This window comes from Streptomyces sp. AC1-42W, from assembly GCF_003248355.1.
GTDB lineage: Bacteria > Actinomycetota > Actinomycetes > Streptomycetales > Streptomycetaceae > Streptomyces.
The window spans coordinates 717,431-741,238 of sequence record NZ_QKWY01000001.1; the positions used below are offsets into that span (position 1 = coordinate 717,431).

Annotated in this window: 23 protein-coding genes and 1 pseudogene; 18 read left to right on the forward strand and 6 right to left on the reverse strand. The window is 70.4% G+C overall.

Annotated features, from left to right (window positions below):
• The first annotated feature begins 47 nt into the window (after positions 1-47).
• The 5 genes from DNK56_RS03260 (at position 48) to ccsB (ending at position 5,571) form a co-directional block, all read left to right on the forward strand.
• Positions 48-1,316 carry a hypothetical protein gene (locus DNK56_RS03260; protein WP_111330245.1) on the forward strand — a complete coding sequence of 423 codons (1,269 nt, stop codon included), beginning with the start codon at positions 48-50 and terminating at the stop codon, positions 1,314-1,316.
• 67 nt (positions 1,317-1,383) lie between these two features.
• The gene (locus tag DNK56_RS03265; protein WP_111330247.1) at positions 1,384-1,992 is read left to right on the forward strand and encodes a TlpA family protein disulfide reductase; all 609 of its coding nucleotides are present in this window, start codon (positions 1,384-1,386) and stop codon (positions 1,990-1,992) included.
• A gap of 4 nt (positions 1,993-1,996) precedes the next feature.
• Positions 1,997-2,758 carry a cytochrome c biogenesis CcdA family protein gene (locus DNK56_RS03270; protein WP_111330249.1) on the forward strand — a complete coding sequence of 254 codons (762 nt, stop codon included), beginning with the start codon at positions 1,997-1,999 and terminating at the stop codon, positions 2,756-2,758.
• Between the two features lie 6 nt (positions 2,759-2,764).
• The gene (resB, locus tag DNK56_RS03275; protein WP_111330251.1) at positions 2,765-4,486 is read left to right on the forward strand and encodes a cytochrome c biogenesis protein ResB; all 1,722 of its coding nucleotides are present in this window, start codon (positions 2,765-2,767) and stop codon (positions 4,484-4,486) included.
• Entirely contained in the window at positions 4,483-5,571 is a 1,089-nt protein-coding gene (ccsB, locus tag DNK56_RS03280; RefSeq protein ID WP_111330253.1) for a c-type cytochrome biogenesis protein CcsB, read from the forward strand. The genes resB and ccsB overlap by 4 nt, the downstream gene beginning before the upstream one ends.
• Before the next feature lie 72 nt (positions 5,572-5,643).
• Here the strand turns inward: ccsB and DNK56_RS03285 are convergent, their stop codons facing one another.
• Positions 5,644-6,027 (reverse strand): PLD nuclease N-terminal domain-containing protein, encoded by a 384-nt coding sequence (locus DNK56_RS03285; protein WP_111330255.1) that lies wholly within the window; start codon positions 6,025-6,027, stop codon positions 5,644-5,646.
• A 287-nt stretch (positions 6,028-6,314) separates the two neighbouring features.
• Here DNK56_RS03285 and DNK56_RS03290 point away from each other — a divergent pair, with 287 nt between their 5' ends.
• The 4 genes from DNK56_RS03290 to DNK56_RS03305 are packed head-to-tail and all read left to right on the forward strand — an operon-like array spanning position 6,315 to position 10,216.
• The gene (locus DNK56_RS03290; protein WP_111330257.1) at positions 6,315-7,124 is read left to right on the forward strand and encodes an MHYT domain-containing protein; all 810 of its coding nucleotides are present in this window, start codon (positions 6,315-6,317) and stop codon (positions 7,122-7,124) included.
• 13 nt (positions 7,125-7,137) lie between these two features.
• Complete coding sequence (locus tag DNK56_RS03295) at positions 7,138-8,595, forward strand: menaquinone biosynthesis decarboxylase (protein ID WP_111330259.1); 1,458 nt, start codon at positions 7,138-7,140, stop codon at positions 8,593-8,595.
• On the forward strand, positions 8,592-9,509 hold the full coding sequence (gene mqnP / locus DNK56_RS03300) for a menaquinone biosynthesis prenyltransferase MqnP (protein ID WP_111330261.1): 918 nt from the start codon (positions 8,592-8,594) through the stop codon (positions 9,507-9,509). The genes DNK56_RS03295 and mqnP overlap by 4 nt, the downstream gene beginning before the upstream one ends.
• 41 nt (positions 9,510-9,550) lie before the next feature.
• Positions 9,551-10,216, forward strand: coding sequence for a UbiX family flavin prenyltransferase (locus DNK56_RS03305; protein ID WP_111330263.1), 666 nt, complete (start codon positions 9,551-9,553; stop codon positions 10,214-10,216).
• Positions 10,217-10,226: 10 nt separating this feature from the next.
• Here DNK56_RS03305 and DNK56_RS35225 read toward each other — a convergent pair whose 3' ends face one another.
• Positions 10,227-10,364, reverse strand: coding sequence for a hypothetical protein (locus DNK56_RS35225; RefSeq protein WP_199563898.1), 138 nt, complete (start codon positions 10,362-10,364; stop codon positions 10,227-10,229).
• Between the two features lie 132 nt (positions 10,365-10,496).
• Between DNK56_RS35225 and DNK56_RS03310 the strand changes: the two genes are divergently transcribed.
• The 5 genes from DNK56_RS03310 (at position 10,497) to DNK56_RS03330 (ending at position 14,965) form a co-directional block, all read left to right on the forward strand.
• Positions 10,497-10,952, forward strand: coding sequence for an Lrp/AsnC family transcriptional regulator (locus tag DNK56_RS03310; protein ID WP_199563897.1), 456 nt, complete (start codon positions 10,497-10,499; stop codon positions 10,950-10,952).
• 46 nt (positions 10,953-10,998) lie between these two features.
• A complete protein-coding gene (gene mqnE, locus DNK56_RS03315) occupies positions 10,999-12,162 on the forward strand; it encodes an aminofutalosine synthase MqnE (RefSeq protein WP_111330267.1) in 1,164 nt (387 codons plus the stop codon).
• 99 nt (positions 12,163-12,261) lie between these two features.
• Positions 12,262-12,786 (forward strand): GNAT family N-acetyltransferase, encoded by a 525-nt coding sequence (locus tag DNK56_RS03320; RefSeq protein WP_111330269.1) that lies wholly within the window; start codon positions 12,262-12,264, stop codon positions 12,784-12,786.
• A gap of 134 nt (positions 12,787-12,920) precedes the next feature.
• Entirely contained in the window at positions 12,921-13,175 is a 255-nt protein-coding gene (locus DNK56_RS03325; RefSeq protein WP_111335398.1) for a DUF4229 domain-containing protein, read from the forward strand.
• A gap of 446 nt (positions 13,176-13,621) precedes the next feature.
• Positions 13,622-14,965: a dicarboxylate/amino acid:cation symporter gene (locus DNK56_RS03330; RefSeq protein WP_111330271.1), complete on the forward strand. Its 1,344-nt coding sequence runs from the start codon at positions 13,622-13,624 to the stop codon at positions 14,963-14,965.
• Here the strand turns inward: DNK56_RS03330 and DNK56_RS03335 are convergent.
• A complete protein-coding gene (locus DNK56_RS03335) occupies positions 14,952-16,418 on the reverse strand; it encodes a recombinase family protein (RefSeq protein ID WP_111330273.1) in 1,467 nt (488 codons plus the stop codon). The genes DNK56_RS03330 and DNK56_RS03335 overlap by 14 nt on opposite strands.
• 65 nt (positions 16,419-16,483) lie before the next feature.
• Here DNK56_RS03335 and DNK56_RS03340 point away from each other — a divergent pair.
• A pseudogene (locus tag DNK56_RS03340) lies at positions 16,484-16,666 on the forward strand (hypothetical protein); the annotation flags it as partial.
• Positions 16,667-16,820: 154 nt separating this feature from the next.
• Positions 16,821-17,441 (forward strand): TetR/AcrR family transcriptional regulator, encoded by a 621-nt coding sequence (locus DNK56_RS03345; RefSeq protein ID WP_111330277.1) that lies wholly within the window; start codon positions 16,821-16,823, stop codon positions 17,439-17,441.
• On the opposite strand, the gene DNK56_RS03350 is transcribed toward DNK56_RS03345, so the two are convergent.
• Together DNK56_RS03350 and DNK56_RS03355 are read right to left on the reverse strand one after the other, a co-directional pair.
• Complete coding sequence (locus tag DNK56_RS03350) at positions 17,431-18,246, reverse strand: MaoC family dehydratase (protein WP_111330279.1); 816 nt, start codon at positions 18,244-18,246, stop codon at positions 17,431-17,433. The genes DNK56_RS03345 and DNK56_RS03350 overlap by 11 nt on opposite strands.
• Positions 18,247-18,250: 4 nt before the next feature.
• Positions 18,251-19,570, reverse strand: coding sequence for a 3-oxoacyl-ACP reductase (locus DNK56_RS03355; protein ID WP_111330281.1), 1,320 nt, complete (start codon positions 19,568-19,570; stop codon positions 18,251-18,253).
• Positions 19,571-19,646: 76 nt separating this feature from the next.
• Between DNK56_RS03355 and DNK56_RS03360 the strand changes: the two genes are divergently transcribed.
• Together DNK56_RS03360 and DNK56_RS03365 are read left to right on the forward strand one after the other, a co-directional pair.
• Positions 19,647-20,924: an acetyl-CoA C-acetyltransferase gene (locus tag DNK56_RS03360; protein ID WP_111330283.1), complete on the forward strand. Its 1,278-nt coding sequence runs from the start codon at positions 19,647-19,649 to the stop codon at positions 20,922-20,924.
• An 82-nt stretch (positions 20,925-21,006) separates the two neighbouring features.
• Positions 21,007-22,938 carry an AMP-dependent synthetase/ligase gene (locus DNK56_RS03365; protein ID WP_111330285.1) on the forward strand — a complete coding sequence of 644 codons (1,932 nt, stop codon included), beginning with the start codon at positions 21,007-21,009 and terminating at the stop codon, positions 22,936-22,938.
• 46 nt (positions 22,939-22,984) lie between these two features.
• Here the strand turns inward: DNK56_RS03365 and DNK56_RS03370 are convergent, their stop codons facing one another.
• Complete coding sequence (locus tag DNK56_RS03370; RefSeq protein ID WP_111330287.1) at positions 22,985-23,731, reverse strand: helix-turn-helix domain-containing protein; 747 nt, start codon at positions 23,729-23,731, stop codon at positions 22,985-22,987.
• Positions 23,732-23,808: the final 77 nt, after the last annotated feature.

Sequence of the window (23,808 nt, forward strand, 5' to 3'; positions counted from 1 at the left end):
CCAGTTTGTATGGACTTAAGGCAAAACGACCGCAGATGGGAAGCCGCATGCGTGAGATCAGCCGAAGGGGATTGCTGGGAGCCGGTCTCGGGGCCGCGGCCGCCGCCGGAATGGCGGGGTGCGGCATCACCGGCTCCTCCGGCGCCGGCCCCGCGGAGAACAGCGCCGGCCCCGACAAGGGAGCCACCGGACAGAAGGCCGACGGCACCCCGAAGGGTTCGGGCACCGGGAAACACGTCCGCGCCATCGGTGACGGTTCCACCGCCGACACCGGAAAACAGCCCAAGCAGCCGCAGGCCCCCGTACCGCTGGAGCCCGGCCAGAAGCCGCCGCAGTTCGTGATCTTCTCCTGGGACGGGGCCGGCGAGGTCGGCAACGGGCTCTTCCCCCGCTTTCTGGAACTCGCCCGCGAACACGACGCGTCGATGACCTTCTTCCTCTCCGGCCTCTACCTGCTCCCGGAATCGAAGAAATCCCGCTACCGCCCCCCGAACAACCGCGTGGGCGCCTCCGACATCGGCTATCTCACCGACGCCCATATCAAGGCCACGCTCAAGAACGTCCGGCAGGCATGGCTCGACGGCCACGAGATCGGCACCCACTTCAACGGCCATTTCTGCGCCGGCTCCGGATCGGTCGGCAACTGGACCCCGGCCCAATGGCAGAGCGAAATCGACCAGGCGATCTCCTTCGTCACCGAATGGCGCACCAACACCGGCTGGGCCGATGTCGAACCGCTCCCCTTCGATTACCGCAAGGAACTCGTCGGCGGCCGCACCCCCTGTCTGCTCGGCCAGGACAACCTGCTGCCCACCGCGAAGAAGCTCGGCTGGCGCTACGACGCCAGCTCACCCGGCGGCACCCAGGTCTGGCCCGGCAAGCGCCAGGGCATCTGGGACCTGCCGCTCCAGGGCATCCCGTTCCCCGGCCACAGCTTCGAAGTCCTCTCCATGGACTACAACATCCTCGCCAACCAGTCCCTCAACTCCACCAAGGGAATGCCGTCCCGCTATTCCGGCTGGCGCCGACAGGCCACGCAGTCGTACCTCAGCGGATTCAAGCGCGCCTACGAGACGAATCGCGCGCCCTTCTACATCGGAAACCACTTCGAGGAGTGGAACGGCGGCATCTATATGGACGCCGTCGAGGACGCGCTCAAGCACATCGCCGGAAAACCCGATGTGCGCCTCGTCTCCTTCCGGCAGTTCGTCGACTGGCTCGACGTACAGGACCCGGCGGTCCTCGCCAAGCTCCGTACACTCCAGGTGGGCGAGGCTCCCGCAGGCGGTTGGAACGCCTTCTTTAAACAAGCCTGACAACGGGCTTTACGGGCACCGAGGGGGGTGCCCAAGATCCCCGGAACCGCCATGCGAAACTTTTCACATGAGCCATGGCCGCGCACCCCGACGCCGCTTCACCCTGCTCGCCGCCCCCCTGGCGGCAGCCGCGCTCGCGCTGACCCTGACCGCGTGCGATTCCGGCGACCGGGTCAGCGGCGGCGGCGACACGAACTTCGTCACGGGCAACAGCGGTATCGCCACCGCGCCCAAGGGCAAGCGCGCCGACGCGCCGCAGCTCGACGGCCCCACCGTGGACGGCAAGCAGCTCGACCTCGCCGACTACAAGGGCAAGATCATCGTCCTCAACGCCTGGGGCTCCTGGTGCGCCCCGTGCCGGCTGGAGGCGAAGTACTTCAAGAAGGTCTCCGAGGCCACCAAGGACCAGGGCGTGCGGTTCGTCGGCGTCAACACCCGCGACACCTCGCGGAGCAACGCCGTCAGCTTCGAGGAGAACTTCGGGGTCACCTACCCCAGCTTCTACGACCCGACCGGGAAGCTCCTGCTCCGCTTCCCCAGGGGCACGTTCCGGCTCCAGTCCATCCCGTCGACCGTCGTCATCGACCGGGAGGGCAAGCTCGCCGCCCGCTACGTGGGCCCGCTCGACGACGTCCAGCTGCGCAAGATGATCGACCCGCTGATCGCGGAGAAGTGATCAGGTGATCACCCTCGCCGCCGCCATGCAGAACGAAACGGTCCTCAACGGGGCCCTGCTGGTCGCCCTGCCGATCGCCCTGCTCGGCGGACTCGTCTCGTTCTTCTCGCCCTGCGTCCTGCCCCTGGTCCCCGGCTATCTGAGCTACGTCACCGGGGTCAGCGGCGCCGACCTGGCCGAGGCCCGGCGCGGCCGGATGGTCGCCGGGGCCGCGCTCTTCGTCGCCGGGTTCACCGCCGTGTTCGTCTCCGGCGGCGCCCTCTTCGGCTACTTCGGCGACACCCTCCAGGCGAACAGCGGACCGCTCACCAAGGTCCTCGGCGTGCTGATGGTCCTGATGGGCGTCTTCTTCATGGGCCTGATGCCCTGGATGACCCAGCGCGAGTTCCGCATCCACCGCAAGCCGGTCACCGGCCTGGTCGGCGCCCCGCTGCTCGGCGCCCTCTTCGGCATCGGCTGGACCCCGTGCCTGGGGCCCACGCTCAGCTCGGTGTCCATGCTCGCCATGGAGCAGGGCACCGCCGGGCGCGGCGCCGTACTGACCGTCGCCTACTGCATGGGCCTGGGCATCCCCTTCGTGCTCGCCGCCGTCGCCTTCCGCAAGGCGCTCGGCGCGTTCGGCTGGGTCAAGCGCCACTACGCGTGGGTCATGCGCATCGGCGGCGGCATGATGATCGTGACCGGGCTGCTTCTGCTGACCGGTGTGTGGAGCAGCATGATGCAGGATCTGCAGGGCTGGTCGGCCGACTTCCAGGTGGGGATCTGAGTACCAATGAGCAACACCACGTCCAACCCCTCCCAGGAGCGGGACCGGGAGAACGCCGCTGAGCTGGGCGCCGCCGGTTCCCAGCTCTCCACCGCCCCCCGCGAGGAGGCCCTCGCCAACCTGCCCGCCATGGGCGTCGTCGGCTGGGCGCGCTGGTTCTGGCGCCAGCTCACCTCCATGCGGGTCGCGCTGATCCTGCTCTTCCTGCTCTCCCTCGGCGCCATCCCCGGCTCGCTGATCCCGCAGAACAGCGTGGACGAGATGAAGGTGCAGACCTTCAAGGACGCGCACACCGTCGTCACGCCGATCTACGAGAAGCTCCAGTTCTTCGACGTCTACAGCTCGGTGTGGTTCTCCGCGATCTACCTCCTGCTGTTCATCTCGCTCATCGGCTGCATCGTCCCGCGCACCGCCACCTTCGTCGGCCAGCTCACCAGCCGCCCGCCGGGCGCCCCCAAGCGCCTCACCCGGCTGCCCGCGTACACCACTTGGCGCACCGAGGCGACCCCCGATGAGGTCCGCGAGGCCGCGCTCGCCGTCGTCCGCAAGCGCCGCTACCGGGCCCATGTCGCCGGGGACGCCGTCGCCGCCGAGAAGGGCTATCTGCGCGAGGCCGGCAACCTGGTCTTCCACGTCGCGCTCATCGTGATGCTCATCGCCTTCGCCTGGGGCCAGCTCTTCAAGTCCGAGGGCGCCAAGCTCGTCGTCGAGGGCGACGGCTTCGCCAACACGATCACCCAGTACGACGACTTCAAGTCCGGCACGCTCTTCGACAACGACGAGCTGACCCCGTTCAGCTTCGTCCTGGACGACTTCATCGGTACGTACGAACGCAGCGGACCGCAGGTCGGCACCCCGCGCACGTACGAGGCGCACGTGACGTTCTCGGACGGGGCGTACGGCAAGCCGCAGAAGAAGGTCATCAAGGTCAACGAGCCCCTCGACGTCGACGGCACCAAGGTCTACCTCAACGCCCACGGCTACGCGCCCGTCATCTCCGTCAAGGACGGCCGGGGCAAGGAGGTCTTCAAGGCGGCCGTCCCGCTGCTGCCCATCGACAACAACGTCACCTCCAGCGGCGCCATCAAGGTGCTGGACGGCTACCGCGACAAGGACGGCAAGAAGGAGCAGCTGGGCTTCCAGGCGTTCTTCGTGCCGACCTTCGCCGGCAAGGGCAAGGGCACCATGTGGTCGCAGTTCCCGGCCGCCGACTTCCCCGTTCTCGCGCTGAACGGCTACCACGGTTCGCTCGGCGTGGACTCCGGCATCGCGCAGAACGTGTACCAGCTCGACACGTCCAAGATGAAGGAGTTCAAGGACGCCAAGGGCGAGAAGCTCAAGCAGCGCCTCCTCGTCGGCGAGACGATGGAGCTGCCCGACGGCGCGGGCTCCATCACCTTCGAGGGCCTCCAGGAGTGGGCGAGCTTCCAGATCTCCAAGCAGCCCGCCAGCGGCTGGGCGCTCACCGGCTCCGTCGCCGCCATCGCCGGCCTGGCCGGCTCCCTCTTCATCCAGCGCCGACGCGTCTGGGTGCGGGCCGTACGCGGCGACGACGGGATCACCGTCGTCGAGATGGCCGGACTCGGCCGCAGCGAGTCCGCGAAGCTTCCCGAGGAGCTGGCCGACCTCGCGGTCATGCTCAACGCCGAGGCGCCCACCGCGCCCGGCACCGACAGCGACGTCGCCGAGGCGTCCTCCGTAGAACCCGCCGAAGGGGCTGAGAAGTGAATCTCGCCGCCGCAACCAACGAGAACCTGGCACACACCAGCAATGTGCTGATCTATTCCTCGATGGCCGTCTACACGCTGGCCTTCCTCGCGTACATCGCGGAGTGGGTGTTCGGCAGCCGCAGCAAGGTCGGCCGCACCGCCGCCGCGCTCACCACCGAGGAAGCCGCCGCCGCGGCCGGCCCGGCGCGGGTCCAGGCCGCCGCCAAGGGCGGGAGCACCGCCGTACTGGAGCGGCCGAAGGTCGTCACCCGCGCCGCGGCCGGATCGCGTGACGTGCCGGACGGCCCCGGCGCCGCCGGCGGCACGTTCAAGGGCGACCTCTACGGGCGGATCGCGGTCTCGCTGACGGTGCTGGCGTTCCTCGTGCAGGCGGCCGGCGTCGTCGCCCGCGCGATGTCCGTGCGGCGCGCGCCCTGGGGCAACATGTACGAGTTCTCCATCACCTTCTCCACGGTGGCGGTCGGCACGTACCTCACCCTGCTGGTGCTGAAGAAGAACGTCCGCTGGATGGGTCTGGTGCTGGTCACCACCGTCCTGCTGGACCTCGGCATCGCCACCACCTGGCTCTACACCGACAGCGACCAGCTGGTGCCCGCGCTGCACTCGTACTGGCTGTGGATTCACGTCTCCACCGCCATCACCTGCGGCGCCGTCTTCTACATCGGCGCCGTCGGCACGCTGCTCTACCTCTTCCGCGACAGCTACGAGAACAAGCTCGCGAGCGGCGGGGAGCCCAGCGCCTTCGCGCGGTCCGTGCTGTCCCGGCTGCCCGCCGCGTCCAGCCTCGACAAGTTCTCGTACCGGATCAACGCCGCCGTCTTCCCGCTGTGGACGTTCACGATCATCGCGGGCGCGATCTGGGCGGGCGACGCCTGGGGCCGCTACTGGGGCTGGGACCCCAAGGAGGTCTGGTCCTTCATCACCTGGGTCGCCTACGCCGCCTATCTGCACGCCCGCGCCACGGCCGGCTGGAAGGGCCGCAAGGCCGCCTACCTGGCCCTGATCGCCTTCGGCTGCTGGCTGTTCAACTACTACGGCGTCAACATCTTCGTCACCGGCAAGCACTCCTACGCCGGCGTCTGACCCCCGCCCTGTACGCCGACTGCCCGCCACCGGACCTCCGGTGGCGGGCAGTCGGCGTACAGGGGGCAGGCGCTACGAGGCGTCGCTGTCGTTCTCGCGGCGCTTCAGCTCCTCCTCGCGGCGGCGCAGGTCCGCCTCCCAGTCCTTGAGCAGCGCCTCGTCCTTCTCGTTCTCCTTCTTGAGGGAGTTCAGGAAGTCCGGGTTGTCGTCCGGCGCCACCCACCGCTGACGGTGGTTGCGGTGCCACTCGGAGGGCGTACGGCCCCCGCCGGGCGCGTGGCGTACCTTGCCGGCGGCCAGCCAGACGATCGGGCCGACGACCCAGAACAGCAGGATGATGAACACCCAGGCGATCTTGGGCAGGTGCTTGGCCTCGTCCTCGGGGGTGTTGAGGCAGTCGATGAACGCGAAGATCGTCAGCGCCAGCGGCAGAAGGTAGATCAGTGCCCGGAGCATCGTGGAAAGGTCCCCCAGCGGAGATTCGGCGGGGCAGCGCACCGCCCCGGTGACGCGCCCAGGGTAACCGGTGGCCCGGACCGGGCCACCGCCGCGGACGGTTCTCCCCCTTCTCTGTGAAAAGCCGCATAGCGGATCACCGCGTGAGAATCACCACAAGATCATAAGTTCAGGGTGATGAGCGGCATGTGGTTGATTGGGCGGCGCGGTCCGCAGTCTGCGACCGCCCAGTTCAGCCGTTCCCCGGTGTCCCGTCCCGATGGAACCCTTGAGTAAAGGATCGCGTCGTGGACGCCACGGTGACCGACTTCCACTACGGCGCGGTGACGCCCGTCGCCGCCTATCTGATGGCCTGCCTGGGGTCCGCGCTCGGACTGCGCTGCACCGTGCGGTCCCTGGTCCGCAGGGATCAGGGAAAGATGAACGGCTGGCTCTCGCTGGCCGCCGTCTCGCTCGGCTGCGGCATCTGGACCATGCACTTCATCGCGATGATGGGCTTCCGGGCCGAGGGCTCGGACATCTCGTACGACACCGGTCTCACCGTGCTGAGCCTCGTCGTCGCCATCGTGGTCACCGCCGTGGGCGTCTTCCTCGTCGGCCACCGGGGCTCGCGGCCCAAGGTCCTGACGGCGGCCGGGGTGTTCATGGGCCTCGGCGTGGCCGGCATGCACTACATCGGCATGGCCGCCATGCGGGTGCACGGCACCATGGAGTACTCCGTGCCGACCGTCGCGCTGTCCGTGCTCATCGCCGTGGCCGCCGCCACCGCGGCCCTGTGGGCGGCGGTCTCCATCCGCGGCCTGTGGGCCAGCCTCGGGGCCAGCGTCGTCATGGGCATCGCCGTCACCGGGATGCACTACACCGGCATGGCCGCCGTGAGTGTCCACGTGGATGCCTCGGTGTCCAGCACCCAGTCCTCGATCGACCAGCTCGCCTTCCTGCTCACCATGGTGGCCGGTCCGTTCGTGATGCTCGTCGTCGCGGCGACCATCGTCATGTTCGACCCGGACCTGGTCCTCGGCGAGGACCGGGCCCCCGCGCTCGCCGCCGACCGCCTCGCGGGCCCGGCCACCGGTGGCTCGCGACCGGTGGGATGACAGACTGGGCGCCATGGCTTACGACGATCTTCGTTCCCTCCTCCGGGCCCTGGAGCGCGAGGGCGAGCTCAAGCGCATCAAGGCCGAGGTCGACCCCCACCTGGAGATCGGCGAGATCGTCGACCGGGTGAACAAGGCCGGCGGCCCCGCGCTGCTCTTCGAGAACGTCAAGGGCTCCTCCATGCCCCTGGCCATGAACGTCTTCGGCACCGACAAGCGGCTGCTCAAGGCGCTCGGGCTCACGTCCTACGCCGAGATCGGCGAGAAGATCGGCGGGCTGCTCCGGCCCGAACTCCCGCAGGGCTTCGTCGGCGTCCGGGAGGCGTTCGGCAAGCTCGGCTCGATGGTCCACGTACCGCCGAAGAAGGTGAAGGGCGAGAACGCCCCCGTCCAGGAGGTCGTCCTCACCGGCGACGACGTCGACCTGGACCGGCTGCCCGCGCTGTTCACCTGGCCCAAGGACGGCGGCTCCTTCTTCAACCTGGGCCTCACCCACACCAAGCACCCGGAGACCGGCGTCCGCAACCTCGGGCTCTACCGGCTCCAGCGCCACGACCGGCGCACCATCGGGATGCACTGGCAGATCCACAAGGACAGCCGCAACCACTACCAGGTCGCCGCCCGGCGCGGGGAACGGCTGCCCGTCGCCGTCGCGTTCGGCGCGCCGCCCGCCGTCACCTACGCCTCCACCGCGCCGCTGCCCGAGGAGATCGACGAGTACCTGTTCGCCGGGTTCCTCCAGGGCAAGCGGATCGAGATGGTGGACTGCAAGACCGTGCCGCTCCAGGTCCCGGCCAACGCCGAGGTCGTCATCGAGGGCTGGCTGGAGCCCGGCACGATGCTGCCCGAGGGCCCGTTCGGCGACCACACCGGCTTCTACACCCCGCAGGAACCGTTCCCCGCGCTGACCATCGACTGCGTGACCATGCGCAAGCGGCCGCTGCTCCAGTCGATCGTGGTGGGCCGGCCGCCGACCGAGGACGGGCCGCTGGGCCGGGCCACCGAGCGGTTCTTCCTGCCGCTCCTCAAGATCATCGTCCCGGACATCGTGGACTACCACCTGCCGGAGGCGGGCGGCTTCCACAACTGCGCGATCGTCTCGATCGACAAGAAGTACCCCAAGCACGCGCAGAAGGTGATGAGCGCCATCTGGGGCGCGCACATGATGTCGCTGACGAAGCTGATCGTCGTCGTGGACTCCGACTGCGACGTCCACGATCTGCACGAGGTGGCCTGGCGGGCGCTGGGCAACACGGACTACGCGCGCGACCTGACGGTCGCCGAGGGCCCCGTCGACCACCTGGACCACGCCTCGTACCAGCAGTTCTGGGGCGGCAAGGCCGGCATCGACGCGACGAGGAAGTGGCCCGAGGAGGGCTACACGCGCGACGGGGGCTGGCCGGACATGGTCGAGTCGGACCCGGAGACGGCGACGCTGGTCGACCGCCGGTGGAAGGAGTACGGGCTGTGAGCGCGGCCGAAGCGGCCCTCGGTTCGGGGCCTGCGCAGCCGAGCGGCAAGGTGAGGGCCTTTCTGCGGTTCGTCATGATCGAGCACTCCGTCTTCGCGCTGCCCTTCGCCTACATCGCCGCCCTGACCGCGATGTTCCAGCTCGACGAGCACGTCCACTGGGGCACGCTGCTGCTGGTCACGCCGGCGATGGTCGGGCTGCGGACGTTCGCGATGGCGGCGAACCGGATCATCGACCGCGAGATCGACGCCCGTAATCCGCGTACGGCCGGCCGCGAGCTGGTCACCGGCGCGGTGTCGGTGAAGTCGGCGTGGACGGGGGCGCTCGTCGCGCTCGTGGTGTTCCTCGGGGCGGCGGCCCTGCTGAACCCGCTCTGTCTGGCGCTGGCGCCCGTCGCGGTGGTCCCGATGGTGGTCTACCCGTACGGCAAGCGGTTCACGAACTTCCCGCACGCGATCCTGGGGCTCGCCCAGGCCATCGGGCCGATCGGGGCCTGGCTGGCGGTGACGGGCAGCTGGTCGTGGGACGCGGTGATCCTGGGGCTCGCGGTCGGCATCTGGATCGGCGGCTTCGACCTGATCTTCGCCTGCCAGGACGTGCGGGCCGACCGGGCGCACGGGGTGCTGTCCTTCCCGGCGCGCTTCGGCATCCCGGCCGCGCTGTGGGGCGCGCGGGTCTGTCACGCGGTGACGACGGCCCTGCTGGTGTGGTTCGGGCTGGCCACGGACGCGCAGGCGTTCTACTGGATCGGCATGGCGGTCGTCGCGGTGGCCTTCGTGTACGAGCACCGCGTGGTGCGGCCGCACGACCTGTCCCGGCTGAACCGGGCGTTCTTCTCGGTCAACGGCTTCATCGGCATCGCGCTGTTCGTGTGCGCGCTGCTGGACCTGGTGGTGCGCGGGCTCACCGTGTGAGCGGTGCCGGATAGCCTGGTGGTGTGGATTCCGGGTCTTCAGTGAGTCAGTCGCCGCGTTCGCCTTGGATTGTCGGGGTTTCCGGCGCTTCGGGCACCCCTTTCGCGGCCTCGGTGCTGCGGGGGCTGCTGGCGGCGGGGGAGAGCGTCGATCTGGTGGTGAGCCGGGCCTCGCGGCTCACGCTCCTGGACGAGACCGGGATCGCCTACCGGGACGCGCACTGGCGCGAGGACCTGGCGGCCTGGCTGGCGCGGGGCGCGGACGGCAAGCCGCACACCTTCGACGTGGACGTGTCCGGCGTACGCCACTGGGCGGCCGGTGATCTGGCCGCGGGGCCGTCCTCCGGGTCGTACCCGGCCAAGGGGATGCTGATCGTGCCGGCGTCCACGGCGTGCGTGGCGGGGGTGGCGCTCGGGCTGTCGAAGGACCTGTTGCAGCGGGCCGCGGGCGTGACGCTCAAGGAGCGGCGGAAGCTGGTGGTCGCGGTGCGCGAGACGCCGTTGAGCGGGGCGACGCTGAAGCAGCTGGTGGCCCTGGACGAGGCGGGCGCGGTCGTGCTGCCCGCCTCGCCGGGCTTCTACGCGGGGGCGACGCACATCCAGGATCTGGTGGACTTCGTCGCCGGGCGGGTGCTGGACGCGGCAGGGGTGCCGCACCGGCTGTACCGCCGCTGGGAGGGGGAGCTCGGTGGTGGCTCCGGTGGCTGATCCGGCCGGGTCAGCGCTTCTTGCCGGCGCGGCGCGGGCCGCGGGCCCGGTCGAGCCGGAGGGCGGCGGCGGGGTGGTGGGCACGCGAGCGGTTGGCCAGGTCCTGAAGCTCGCGCATCCGGGCGTAGGCCATCTCGATCGTGTACACGGGGCAGTCACTCCTGAAGATTCGTAAGCGGTTTTTGATTGTGCGAGAAGATTTGCAGGCTCTAATGCCTGCACACCTTAGATTCTACACGTAGACTTGCGGTACTGCTGAACAATGGAAGGTTTCAGTCACATGGACGCGGTGGACAGGCAGCTCATCCAGGCCCTCCGGGAGAACGGCAGGGCCTCGTACGCCGAGCTGGGACGGCTCGTGGGGCTCTCCGGGCCCAGCGTCACCGACCGCATCAACCGGCTGGAATCCGCCGGGGTCATCACCGGCTACCGCGCCACCGTGGACGCCACCTCGCTCGGTCTCGGGGTCACCGCGCTGATCGGCATCTCGCTCTCCGACGACGCCGACCACGAGGACGTGGCGCACCGCCTCAAGGACCTCGCGGAGATCGAGGACGCCTGGTTCATCGCGGGCGACGACTCCTACATGCTCAAGGTGCGCGTCGGCGACGTGGACGGCCTGGAGCGGACCATCCGCCGCCTGAGCAGCACCAAGGGCGTCTCGCGCACCCGTACCACCATCGTGCTCTCCACCAAGTGGGAGAACCGGGTCGGAGAGCTGCCCGAGCCCGCCTAGGCGTACGGTGGGGCGGGTCCGGTACGGAAGACATGGAGGCGCACTGGTGGACGCGGGACTCAAGCGCGAGCTGGAGCAGAAGGTCGGGGCCGGTGAGCGGCTGACCCGCGAGGACGGGATCGCGCTCTACGAGTCCGACGACCTGGCCTGGCTCGGCGGGCTGGCCCATGAGGTGCGTACGCGCAAGAACGGCGACGTCGTCCACTTCAACGTCAACCGGCACCTCAACATGACCAACGTGTGCACCGCCTCGTGCGCGTACTGCTCCTTCCAGCGCAAGCCGGGGGAGAAGGACGCGTACACCATGCGCATCGAGGAGGCGGTGAAGCTCGCCAAGGCGATGGAGGGCGAGAACCTCACCGAGCTGCACATCGTCAACGGGCTGCACCCCTCGCTGCCGTGGCGCTACTACCCGCGCTCGCTGAGCGCGCTCAAGGAGGCGCTGCCGCAGGTCTCCCTCAAGGCGTTCACCGCCACCGAGATCCACCACTTCGAGACGATCTCCGGCATGTCCGCCTCGGACATCCTGGACGAGCTGATCGAGGCCGGTCTGGAGTCGCTGACCGGCGGCGGCGCGGAGATCTTCGACTGGGAGGTCCGCCAGCACATCGTGGACCACCGGACGCACTGGGAGGACTGGTCGCGCATCCACCGGCTCGCCCACGAGAAGGGGCTCAAGACGCCGGCGACCATGCTCTACGGGCACATCGAGGAGCCCCGGCACCGGGTGGACCACGTCCTGCGGCTGCGGGAGCTCCAGGACGAGACCGGCGGCTTCCAGGTCTTCATCCCGCTGCGCTACCAGCACGACTTCGTGGACATGAAGGACGGCAAGGTCCGCAACAAGCTCCAGGCGCGGACCACGATGGCGACCGGCGCCGAGGCGCTGAAGACCTTCGCCGTCTCCCGGCTGCTGTTCGACAACGTGCCGCACGTCAAGGTGTTCTGGGTGATGCACGGCGTGCAGACCGCGCAGCTCGCCCTCCAGCACGGCGCGGACGACATGGACGGCTCGGTCGTCGAGTACAAGATCACGCACGACGCGGACAACTACGGCACGCCGAACAAGCTGACCCGCGAGGATCTGCTCGACCTGATCCGGGACGCCGGTTTCCGCCCGGTGGAGCGCAACACCCGGTACGAGATCATCCGCGAGTACCCCGGACCGGACGCGGAGCGGCGCGAGTCGCCGCAGCCGATGCGGGTCTGACCCGGCGCGCCGCGCGGCGCCACGCGTACGAGAGCTCCGGCCACCGTCCCCGGCCGGAGCTTTCTTGTGCCGCGTGCATGTAATAGTTAATCTGCGGTTATGAGTCTTACCTTTGTGGTCGATCCGCCCTTCGACGCGCCCCTGGGCGACGGCATCGTCGCGCTCTGGGCCGACGTGTCCAACGCCGGCGGCGCGGTGGGCTTCGTACCGCCCGTGTCGGAGGAGGACGTACGGCCCGAGCTGCTGAAGCACCAGCTCGGGCTGGCCGAGGGCCGTACCCGGCTGGTCGTCGGTTACGACGGGGAGGGCGCCGTCGCCGCCACCGCCTTCCTCGTCCGCAACACGCACCGGCTGATGCGCCACTGGCTGTGGGCGTACACCGTGATGGTCCACCCCCGTCACCAGGGCCGTGGGTACGGCCGGGACCTGATGGAGGTGGTCGCGGACGCGGCCCGCGCCACCGAGGGCATCGAGGCGCTCCGGCTCACCTGCCGGGGCGGCACGGGCGCCGACCGCTTCTACGCGGCCTGCGGCTACAAGGAGGTCGGACGCGTTCCGGGGGCGATCCGGGTGGCCGACGGGGACGACCGCGACGACATCACGATGCTGCTGCCGCTGCTCTGAGCACCGCCGGGACGCGGCCCTGCGAATCGATCGATTGCGGGGCATGCTTCACTGGTCGGGCAGGACTGTCGTACGTAGAGAGAAGGCCAGCTGTGTCCGCTGCCAAGCCGAGCGCAACGATCCGGTACACCGCGATGCGTCTCAGCATCTTCGTCGGCTGCTTCGTCATCGCGGCCGTCGCCGTCCACTTCGGAGTGGTGCCGTCCGGGGTCGGGGGCTCCAACCTCGTGTGGGTGATCCTGCTCGCCCTGGTGCTGTCCGCGCCGCTCAGCTTCGTCGTGCTGCGCAAGCAGCGTGACGAGATGTCCGAGCAGATCGTCGACTCGGTCGGCCGGGCCAAGGCGCGCCTGGAGGCCAACCGCACCCGCGAGGACGGCGTCACCTCGTAAGGAGAACGGCGTCACCCCGTAAGAACGGCGTAAGTTACCTCACATCCCGGCTTCTTTTCCCGTCGAACCCCGGCGCAGGAGCAACCGCTCCTGTACTGGGGTTTTTCGTGTATCCAGGCGGAGTTGGGCGCTCCGGCCGGCCGCGCGGGGGCTGGGAGCGCTCTCTTGTACCAAAGAAGACCTTTGAGGTCCTCAAAGTTCAAGTGTTAACGTGTTCGGCATGAAGACTGCTGTGCGCCTCCGATCTGCCACGGGCACCCCGCTCGTGGAGCGCCTGCACGTCGATCTCTGCCGCTGTATGTCCGCGGTCTGTTGCCGCAACGTCTGATTCCGGCACATGCAGCGGCGTCGCCCTCCGGGTTCTGCCCTGACGCGGGCGCCGCACCCCCGTCCCCCTCCGCACACCGTCCCCGTGCGTCCCGATGCGTCACATCTGGAGTGTGTCCGTGTCCGCGAACCCCGCGTCCACCGCCGAGAAGCCCACAGGCTCCGGCTTCCGCATACCCAAGGTCCCGTTCTGGGCCCAGATCGTCGCCGGTCTCGTCCTCGGCGTCCTGCTCGGCTGGCTCACCCGCAGCCTGGACATCGACTGGCTCTACACCACGCTCGACAAGATCGGCCACATCTTCGTCCAGCTGCTGAAGCTGGCCGTCGCGCCCCTGGTCTTCTTCGCGATCCTGGTGTCGATCACCAACCTGCGCAAGGTCAACAACGCCGCCCGGCTGGCCACCCGCACCCTGCTCTGGTTCATGATCACCTCGCTGATCGCCGTCGCCATCGGCCTCGGGATCGGCCTGGTCACCAACCCGGGCTCCGGCACCGGCCTGACCCCCCGGGACGGCAAGCTCCCCGAGCACGCGGGCTCCTGGCTCGACTTCCTGACCGGCATCATCCCGGACAACGTCATCACGCCGTTCGCCGAGCTGAACGTGCTCCAGATCGTCTTCATGGCCGCCGTCGCCGGTATCGCCGCCCTCCAGCTCGGCGAGAAGGCCCAGCCGATCCTGACCCTCAGCGAATCGGTCCTGGAGCTGCTGCAGAAGGCCCTGTGGTGGGTCATCCGCCTCGCCCCCCTCGGCACCGTCGGCCTCATCGGCTACGCGATCGCCGACTACGGCTGGGACCTGATCGGCAAGTACGCGACGTTCACCGCCGACGTCTACATCGGCTGCGCGCTGGTGATGTTCGGCGTCTACCCGCTGCTGCTCGCCACCGTCGCCAAGGTCAGCCCGCTCCAGTTCTTCAAGGGCGCCTGGCCCGCGATCCAGCTGGCGTTCGTCTCGCGCTCCTCGGTCGGCACCATGCCGGTCACCCAGAAGGTCACCGAGCGCCTCGGCGTCCCGAAGGAGTACGCCTCCTTCTCCGTCCCGTTCGGCGCCACCACCAAGATGGACGGCTGCGCCGCGATCTACCCGGCGCTCGCCGCGATCTTCATCGCGCAGATCTTCGACGTGCAGCTGGGCATCGGCGACTACCTCCTGATCGCGTTCGTCTCGGTCATCGGTTCGGCGGCCACCGCCGGTCTGACCGGCGCCACGGTCATGCTGACCCTGACCCTGTCCACGCTGGGCCTCCCGCTGGAGGGCGTCGGCCTGCTGATGGCCATCGACCCGATCCTGGACATGATGCGGACCGCCACCAACGTGGCCGGTCAAGTTGTAGTACCGTTGATTGTGTCGACGCGCGAGGGCATCCTCGACCGCGACAAGTTCAACAGCGTGACTTCGGCGCCCGCTGACGCGGAGGAACCGCAGGCTGTGCTGGTCGCCGCCTGCCTCATGAATTCCTGAGGCAAGCCGGATATTGTGGCGAGTCCTCAGCCGCTGCGCCGACCGGCGTGATTTTGATCGACGTGATCTCTGGGGGCTTGCGCCTGCCACGGCCGATGCTGAATACCTCGACGTGGTCGATCACGGACGCCACGATGGCGCGACGGCGTTCGAGGTTCTCGGCTTCGTCATCCTTCCAGACCGCAAGCACATCGGTCTCGACGCGGGATCGACGGATAGTCGCTGTCGTTTCGCGTGCGCGCAAGGTCTGGAGCTCTGCGCGAAGGTGGGTCAAGGAGTCGAAGTAGTCTTCGTCCTCCATCTGGCCTTCCTTCCAGCGGCCTCGGAGCGCTCGGATACGGCTCTCCAGCAAACTGATCTGGCCCGTGAGGTCCTCCGTCTGTGCCGCTTCCTCTTGGGACATGCGGGACAAGAGCGCAGCCTCAATCACTTCATTGAGCCGTTCTTCGATCCACTCGTACTTGCGGCTCACCTTGCCGCAGCCCAGGCGCCCGTTCTGACCTCGCTGGCCAGAGTGACAGAACGTCCGCCGGAAGGTTCGTCCCTGGATGGTCGCCCACTGGACGCGCATGGCGGAGCCGCAATAGCCGCAGCGCAGGAACCCGGAGTACACGTGCTTCCGCTTGCCTGACCCTTGCGCCGCCTGGGTGGCTCGTCCATCGAGGATCGTCTGAACGTTCTCCCATTGCTCGCGAGTCAGTGGTGCGCCGTAGACGCTGTCCCCGATGTCCTGGCCCTTGTAGGTGACGATCCCCCCGGTCCGCTCCGACCGGTACACACGCTTCACTGACTGGATGGTCCACGCGCCACCGTGTGGCGTCGTAGAGCCCTTGGAACTCCAGTACCGGGCCACATCACCAGGTGTCTTCGAGTTTCGGTCCATCAGCATGCGATAGCCCTCGCGGATGAGTTCGGCTTCGCCTTCGTCCAGTTGCTGGAAGTGCGACCCCTCCTTGAAGCCGAATTGCCGCATCCCGCCGGCGTGCGGCTTGCCCTGCTCTCTCCGCTGCAAGAGGGAGTTGTTGACACGCTCAGACATGCGCTCGGTCTCCTGCTGAGCCACCGCTCCCTTGATCGTCAGGATCATGCGGCCGTTGGCTGTCGCCGTATCCTCGCCCTCCGTCGTGGCGAACGCGAACCCGTGTTCCTTCTGCTCTTCGAGGAAGCTGGTCAGCTCGCTGATCCGGCGCGTCAGCCGGTCGATGGAGTAGACGACGATGCCGTCGATGAAGCCGTCCCGTGCGTCTCTGAGCATCTCCGTGTACTGAGGGCGGCTGCGCTTGCTCGTGGTCGACGCCGACACGTCGTTCTCCGGGTAGACCTTGAGGACTCCCCACCCCATGCGTTCGCACAGTTCCCGGCACGCTTTCTCCTGGCGCTGGATACCGAGTTCCTGGCCCTTGCGGTCCTTGCTGATGCGTACGTAGATCCCTACACGCTTCGGCTTGGTCATGCCCCACCCCTGGTCACGTGTCAGATGCCTGTGCTCTTTACAACGTGCATACACAGTGCGAGGTTACGGATATGGTCGGCCAGGCGCTCGTCCCGGTGATCGTCTCGGCCCGCGAGAAGATCCTCGACCTCGACGCCTACCACACGGCCTCGGCCTCCCCGGTGGACGACGCCGAGCCGAAGGGCGCCGAGTCGGCGGGCACCGGGGCACCGGCCGCCGAGCCGGAGCGCGTCCCGGCCGCCGTCTGACCACGCCATACGCGTCCGAGGGCCCCTTCTCCCCGCGGAGGAGGGGCCCTCGGACGTGCGGCGTACGACGGGCCCCGGCGCGCCCCGTACCCTTACCGAGGAGTAGTGCCGGGGGGCGGGAGGAGTCGACGTGAGTGCGGGACGCAACAAGCGGATGCCGAGGGCGGTGCGGGAGCGGCAGATGATGGACGCCGCGGTCCGGACGTTCGGGCAGCGCGGGTACCGGGCCGCCTCGATGGACGAGATCGCCGAGCTGGCCGGGGTGTCCAAGCCGCTGGTGTACCTCTACCTGAACTCCAAGGACGAGCTGTTCACCGCCTGCATCCGGCGCGAGGCACGGGCCCTGCTGGAAGCGGTCCGGGCGGGCGCCGAGCCGGGCCTCCCGGCCGACCGTCAGCTCTGGCAGGGGCTCCAGGCGTTCTTCACGCACACCGCGGAGAACCAGGACGGCTGGGCGGTGCTCTACCGGCAGGCCCGGACGCACGGCGAGCCGTTCGCCACCGAGGTGCACGCCATGCGCGAGGAGATCGTCGCCTTCGTGACCGGCCTCATCGGCGCCGCCGCCCGCGAGGCGCACCACGACCGGGCGCTCCCGGACCGGGACGTGGCGGGCCTGGCCCAGGCACTGGTGGGCGCCGCGGAGTCACTGGCCGGCTGGGCCAACGAGACCCCGGGCATCTCGGCCCACGAGGCGGCGGCCACCCTGATGAACTTCTCCTGGGCGGGCCTGGAGAACCTGATGAACGGCCGCTCCTGGCAGGTGCCTAGCCCGTAGTCCCCGTCAGGTGGACGCGGTCGCCGTTCTCGCCGCCGCGGAGCTGGAACGTGTTTCCCCCGGTGGCGTAGGTGACCGTGGTGGGGAGCGGGACCGGGGCGCGGAAGTCGGCGCGGACGGTGCGCAGGGTTGCCGGGTCCTCGGTGGCGGCGAGGCAGCGGGCGACGGTCCACATGCCGTGGGCGATGGGGCGCGGGAAGCCGAACGGCCGGGCGGTGAGCGGGTGGAGGTGGATCGGGTTGCGGTCGCCGGAGGCCGCCGCGTACCGGCGTCCGAGGTTGCCGGGCAGCCGCCACTCGGCGACGGCGGGCAGGGGCGGCGGCGGGTCCGCGCGGGGCGGCTCCTCGGTGCGCGTCGCGTGCCGGGAGAGGTAGCCGCTGCGGGACTCCCAGACGAGTGCGCCCGCCAGGCGTGCCTCGGTGACCATCGTGACCTCGGTGCCGCGCCGGTGCGGGGCCAGTTCGCGGGCGTACACCGTGAGTTCCAGGGGGTCCTCGGGTCGCAGGGTGCGGTGGGCGTCGATCTCGATCCAGGTGTGGACGAGTCCGGTCACCGGGAGCGGGAAGCCGCGGCGGGTCATCAGCCGCATGGCCTGCGGGAACGCCAGCACGTGCGGGTACGTCACCGGCAGCGGGCCGTCCGCCGCGAAACCGCAGATCCGGCGGTAGGCGGCCAGCGGGCCGGGCGCGGCGGGGGCGGCCGGCCGGTGCGCGCGGCCGGTGGGGAGCGTGGCGCCGGGGCGGCCGGGGTGCTTGAAGGGGGCGGAGACGGCGCCCCGGACCAGCGAGAGGGTCAGGCTCGTCACCGGGTCACGCTCCCAGCAGGCTCTGGCCGCAGACCCGGACGACCTGGCCGTTGACGGCCGCGGACGCGGGCTGGGCGAACCAGGCGGTGGTCTCGGCCACGTCGACCGGGAGGCCGCCCTGGGCGAGGGAGTTCATCCGGCGGCCCGCCTCGCGGATGAACAGGGGGACGGCGGCGGTCATCTTCGTCTCGATGAAGCCGGGCGCCACCGCGTTGACCGTGACCCCGTGGCCGGCGGCGGCGCGCGGGGCCAGCGAGCGGACCAGGCCGATGATCCCGGCCTTGCCGGCCGCGTAGTTGGTCTGGCCGTTGTTGCCCGCGATGCCGGCGATGGACGCGGTGGCGACGATCCGGCCGCCCCGGTTGAGCGTGCCCGCCTCCAGCAGCGCGTCCGTGGTGCGCAGGACGCTGTCCAGGTTGACGTCGATGACCTGGGCCCAGCGTTCGGCGGGCATGTTGGCGAGCCGGCGGTCGCGGGTGATGCCGGCGTTGTGGACGAGGACGTCGAGGCCGGCCGGGGCGGCGGCCGCGATGCGCGCGGCGGCGTCGCCGGCGGTGATGTCGAGGGGGAGCGCGGTGGCGCCGAGTCGGTCGGCGGTGCGTACCAGCTCCTCCTGGGCCTGCGGCACGTCCAGGCAGACGACCCGGGCGCCGTCGCGGGCCAGTACGGAGGCGACGGCGGCCCCGATGCCGCGCGCCGCGCCGGTGACCAGGGCGGTGCGGCCGGCGAGCGGGGCGGCCCAGTCGGTGACGGGGTCGGGGGCGGCGGCGGTCAGCTCGATGACCTGGCCGCTGACGTAGGCGGACCGGGGCGAGAGCAGGAAGCGCAGCGTGGACTCGGCGGAGGCGACGGCGGCCGGGGCGACGCGGACCAGCTGCACGGTGGCGCCCCTGCCGATCTCCTTGCCGAGCGAGCGGACGAAGCCCTCCAGCGCCTGCTGGGCCGCCGCCTGGTGGTGGTCGTCGGGGGAGGGGCGTACGCCGGTGACGACGATCCGGCCGCCGGGGGCCAGCGAGCGGACGGCCGGGTGGAGGGCCGCGTGCACTGCGGCGAGCCCGGTGGTGTCGCGTACGGCCGTGGCGTCCAGGACGAGGGCGGCGGGCCGGTCGGCGCGGGCGGTGACCGCCAGGCCGGTGGCGGTGAGGACGGCGGCCAGCTCCTCGGTGACCGCGGACTTCCCGGCGGTGAGGTGGACGACGGGGCCGGTGAGCGTCGGCGTCTCCAGGGTCCAGCGGCGCAGCCGGGCGGGCTGCGGGAGTCCGAGCTTCCGGGTGAGGAACTTGCCGGGTGCCGTGCCGGTCAGGTGCAGATAGCGGTCGGCCATTGTCCAGACTCCCTGCTCGGTCGTAGATTTACTCCGGAGTAAGGTTACTCAAGAGTCAGGAGCTGGTCGAGATGAGTTGGTCGAGTTGATTCCCCTCGCACTCCCGCAGCCCCGCCGGGTCGCGGTCATCGGTGGCAGCCGCATCCCCTTCGCGCGCTCCGACGGGCCCTACGCGCAGGCGTCCAACCAGCAGATGCTGACCGCCGCGCTCGACGGCCTGGTCGAGCGGTTCGGGCTCGGGGGCGAGCGGATCGGCGAGTTCGCCGCGGGCGCGGTCCTCAAGCACAGCCGCGACTTCAACCTGGCCCGCGAGACCGTTCTCGGCTCGCGGCTGGACCCGCGCACCCCCGCGTACGACGTCCAGCAGGCGTGCGGCACCGGCCTCCAGGCGGTGATCGGCGCCGCGAACAAGATCATGCTCGGCGCGATCGACTCCGCGATAGCCGGCGGCACCGACACCGCGAGCGATGCCCCGCTCGGCGTCAACGACGAACTGCGCAGGCTGCTGCTGTCCGTGCGGCGCGCCCGGTCGGCGGGCGCCCGTGCGAAGGCCCTCACCGGCGTACGCCCCCGCCACCTCGTCCCGGACATCCCGCGCAACGCCGAACCCCGCACCGGGCTCTCGATGGGCGAGCACGCGGCGCTCACCGCCCGGAAGTGGGACATCGGCCGCGCCGAGCAGGACCTGCTCGCCGCCACCAGCCACCGGCGGCTCGCCGCAGCGTACGACCGGGGCTTCCTGGACGACCTGGTCGTCCCGTACCGCGGCCTGGAGCGCGACCAGAACCTGCGACCCGGCTCCACGGAGGCGAAACTCGCCACGTTGAAGCCGGTGTTCGGCACGGACCGGCCCGGCGCGACGATGACCGCGGGCAACTCGACGCCGCTCACGGACGGCGCCGCGACCGTGCTCCTGGCGAGCGAGGAGTGGGCCGCGGCGCACGGCCTGGAGCCGCAGGCGTACCTCTCGCTGTACGAGACGGCCGCGGTGGACTACGTGAACGGCGAGGACGGGCTGCTGATGGCGCCGGCGTACGCCGTGCCCCGGCTCCTGGAGCGGGCCGGGCTCGGCATGGACGACTTCGACCTGGTCGAGGTCCATGAGGCGTTCGCCTCGCAGGTGCTGGCCACACTGGCCGCCTGGGAGAAGCAGGGGCTCGCGCCGGTGGACCGCGACCGGCTCAACGTCGCCGGGTCCTCGCTGGCCACCGGCCACCCCTTCGCCGCGACCGGCGCCCGGATCGTCGCCACGCTCGCCAAGCTGCTCGCGGAGCGGGACGCGCCCGGCCGGGGGCTGATCTCGATCTGCGCCGCCGGTGGCCAGGGCGTCACGGCGATCCTCGAACGGGCGTGAGCCCGCCGCCCACCAGCGCCCCCCACCCGTGCACGGCCGTCCCCCCGGTGAACCGCCCGTCCCCGAAGTCCAGGAGTCGCACGTGTCCACGCCACCCACCCCGTCCCCCGCGACCGCGCACGCCACCGCGCACGCCGTCCCCGCCCTGGTCGAGCCGACGCTCGTGCGCGACGACCGGGGCGCCGTCCGGCAGGTCTCCGTACCGGCGTTCGCGCCGCCCGTCCGGCGCGGCTCGCTCGCCGACATCCCGTTCGACAACGCCCGCGAGGCCCCCGGCGACGCCGTCCTCAGCCGCAAGCAGCCGGACGGCGGCTGGCAGGACGTGACGGCGGCGGAGTTCGCCGCCGAGGTGCTGGCCGTCGCCAAGGGCCTCGTCGCGGAGGGGCTGCGCGCGGGCGACCGCCTCGCGATCATGGCCCGTACGACCTACGAGTGGACCCTGCTCGACTTCGCGGCCTGGGCGGCGGGCCTGGTCACCGTCCCCATCTACCCGACCTCGTCCGCCCTCCAGGCCCGCTGGATACTCCAGGACTCCGGGGCCGTCGCCTGCGCGGTCGAGACCGCCGACCAGGGCCGGACCGTCAGCCAGGAACGCAAGAACCTGCCCTCGCTCGCCCACCTCTGGCAACTCGACACGGGCGCGCTCGACCGGCTCCGCAAGCGCGGCGAGTACATCCCGGACGCCCTGGTCACCGAGCGCCGCGCCACCCTGGCCCCGGAGACCCCGGCCACCCTCATCTACACCTCCGGCACCACCGGCCGCCCCAAGGGCTGCGTCCTGACCCACGGCAACTTCTTCGCCGAGGTGGACAACGCCATCGAACTGCTGCACCCGGTGTTCAAGTCGGTCAGCAAGTACCCGGCGGCCACCCTGCTGTTCCTGCCGCTGTCGCACGTCTTCGGCCGGATGGTCGCCATCGGCTGCCTGCGCGCCCGCGTCCGCCTCGGCCACGCGCCCTCCATCAGGACGGAGGACCTGCTCGCCGACCTGGCCGGGTTCAAACCGTCGTTCCTGCTGGCGATCCCGTACGTCCTGGAGAAGGTCTACAACACGGGCCGGGCCACCGCCGAGAAGATGGGGCGCGCCTCCTCCTTCGACCGGGCCGCCCGGATCGCCCAGCGCTACGGCCGGGCCGTCGAAGCCGCCGAACACGGCACCGGCCCCGGACCCGGCCTCGGGTTGCGCGCCGCCCGCGCGCTGTACGACCCGCTGGTCTACCGCCGCATCCGGGCCGCGCTCGGCGGCCACGTCCGGTACGCGATCTGCGGCGGCTCCCCGCTGGGGCGCCGGCTCGCCGCCTTCTACGCGGGCGCCGGCATCGAGATCTTCGAGGGCTACGGGCTGACCGAGACGACCGCCGCCGCCACGGTCACCCCGCCGCTCAGGCCCCGCCTCGGCACGGTCGGCCGGCCGATGCCCGGCACCGCCGTACGGCTGGCCGACGACGGGGAGGTGCTGCTCAGCGGTGGCCAGGTGTTCCAGGGGTACTGGGACGGGGCGAGCGGCACACCCGTACCCGTGCTGGACGGCGGCTGGTTCGCGACCGGGGACCTGGGCGCGCTCGACGAGGACGGCTACCTCACGATCACCGGCCGCAAGAAGGACATCATCATCACCTCGGGCGGCAAGAACGTCACCCCGGCCCCGCTGGAGGACTGGCTGCGCGCCCATCCGCTGGTCAGCCAGTGCATGGTGGTCGGCGACAACCGCTCGTTCGTCACCGCCCTGATCACGCTGGAGCCGGACGGGCTCGCGCACTGGTGCCGGATGCGCAAGAAGGAGAACGTACCGCTGCGCGACCTCGTGCGCGACGAGGAACTGCGTACGGCGCTCCAGCGCGCGGTGGACGAGGCGAACAAGCTGGTCTCGCGGGCCGAGTCGATCCGCAAGTTCACGGTCCTGCCGGTCGACTTCACCGAGGAGGGCGGCCATCTGACGCCGTCGCTCAAGCTGAAACGCGACGCCGTCGCACGGGACTTCGCGGCGGAGATCGAGGAGCTGTACCGCAAGTGAGCCGCACCGTACGGGGGTCGTCGGCCCCGGCCCGCATGCGTACGCGTCAGGCCGGGGCGTCCTCCTCCGGGAGGCCCGGCGCCCTGGTGTGCAGGATCTCGCGGGCCTGCACGGCGGCCCGCTCGATGGACTCGGAGACGAAGTCCAGGTAACGGGCCATGTTCTCCAGCCGGTTGCCCGCCGGGGTGTCCCGGCCGAGCACGGGGACGCCCCGGCGCGCGGTCTCGGCGAGCTGGGCGGTCGAGCGGGCGCTCGCCATCATCGACTGGTGCATGATGTCGTCGTCCACGACGTACCGCTCGCGCCGCCCCTCGCGCTCCCGGCGGACCATGCTCTGCGTCTCCAGGAACGCGACCGCCTTGGACACCGAGGCCGGGCTGACCCGCAGGCGCTCGGCGAGTTCACCGGCGGTGAGGCTGCCGGAGTCGCTGATGCTCAGGGCGGCCAGTACCCGGGACATCATCAGCGGCGCGCCCGACGCCAGCAGCATGTTCGTGAGCACCTCCTCGTACGCGCTCACCTCCTCGGCGTCCCGCCCGTACGGCTGCGGGGCGGCGTCCGGGCGGGCGGCGCGGGGGGCGGCGGCGGGCTTCCCGCGCCGGGAGCGCTGCTCGGTGGCGCGGTGGGCGAGGTCGGCGCGGTAGCCGGCGGGGCCGCCGTTGCGTGTGACCTCGCGGGTGATGGTCGAGGTCGGCCGGTCGAGCTGCCGGGCGATCTCGGCGTAGGCCAGGCCGTCCGCCAGACCGCGGGCGATCCGGCGGCGTTCCTGCTGGGTGAGCCTGCCTCCCGGCATCGGGCCCCCTCCTTCGTGGCACGGGTGCGGCCGCGGGGCGGCCGGTGTGCCGACTATAGCGTTCGCCGACAGATCAT

What these genes read in the sequence shown, in the direction of transcription:
- DNK56_RS03320 (WP_111330269.1), top strand. Translation starts at nt 12,262, where the DNA reads ATGAGTCTTACCTTTGTGGTCGATCCGCCCTTCGACGCGCCCCTGGGC.
- DNK56_RS03310 (WP_199563897.1), top strand. Translation starts at nt 10,497, where the DNA reads ATGGACGCGGTGGACAGGCAGCTCATCCAGGCCCTCCGGGAGAACGGC.
- DNK56_RS03355 (WP_111330281.1), bottom strand. Translation starts at nt 19,570, where the DNA reads ATGGCCGACCGCTATCTGCACCTGACCGGCACGGCACCCGGCAAGTTC.
- DNK56_RS03265 (WP_111330247.1), top strand. Translation starts at nt 1,384, where the DNA reads ATGAGCCATGGCCGCGCACCCCGACGCCGCTTCACCCTGCTCGCCGCC.
- DNK56_RS03325 (WP_111335398.1), top strand. Translation starts at nt 12,921, where the DNA reads ATGCGTCTCAGCATCTTCGTCGGCTGCTTCGTCATCGCGGCCGTCGCC.
- resB (WP_111330251.1), top strand. Translation starts at nt 2,765, where the DNA reads ATGAGCAACACCACGTCCAACCCCTCCCAGGAGCGGGACCGGGAGAAC.
- DNK56_RS03260 (WP_111330245.1), top strand. Translation starts at nt 48, where the DNA reads ATGCGTGAGATCAGCCGAAGGGGATTGCTGGGAGCCGGTCTCGGGGCC.
- DNK56_RS03370 (WP_111330287.1), bottom strand. Translation starts at nt 23,731, where the DNA reads ATGCCGGGAGGCAGGCTCACCCAGCAGGAACGCCGCCGGATCGCCCGC.
- DNK56_RS03285 (WP_111330255.1), bottom strand. Translation starts at nt 6,027, where the DNA reads ATGCTCCGGGCACTGATCTACCTTCTGCCGCTGGCGCTGACGATCTTC.
- DNK56_RS03295 (WP_111330259.1), top strand. Translation starts at nt 7,138, where the DNA reads ATGGCTTACGACGATCTTCGTTCCCTCCTCCGGGCCCTGGAGCGCGAG.
- DNK56_RS03335 (WP_111330273.1), bottom strand. Translation starts at nt 16,418, where the DNA reads ATGACCAAGCCGAAGCGTGTAGGGATCTACGTACGCATCAGCAAGGAC.
- DNK56_RS03345 (WP_111330277.1), top strand. Translation starts at nt 16,821, where the DNA reads ATGCCGAGGGCGGTGCGGGAGCGGCAGATGATGGACGCCGCGGTCCGG.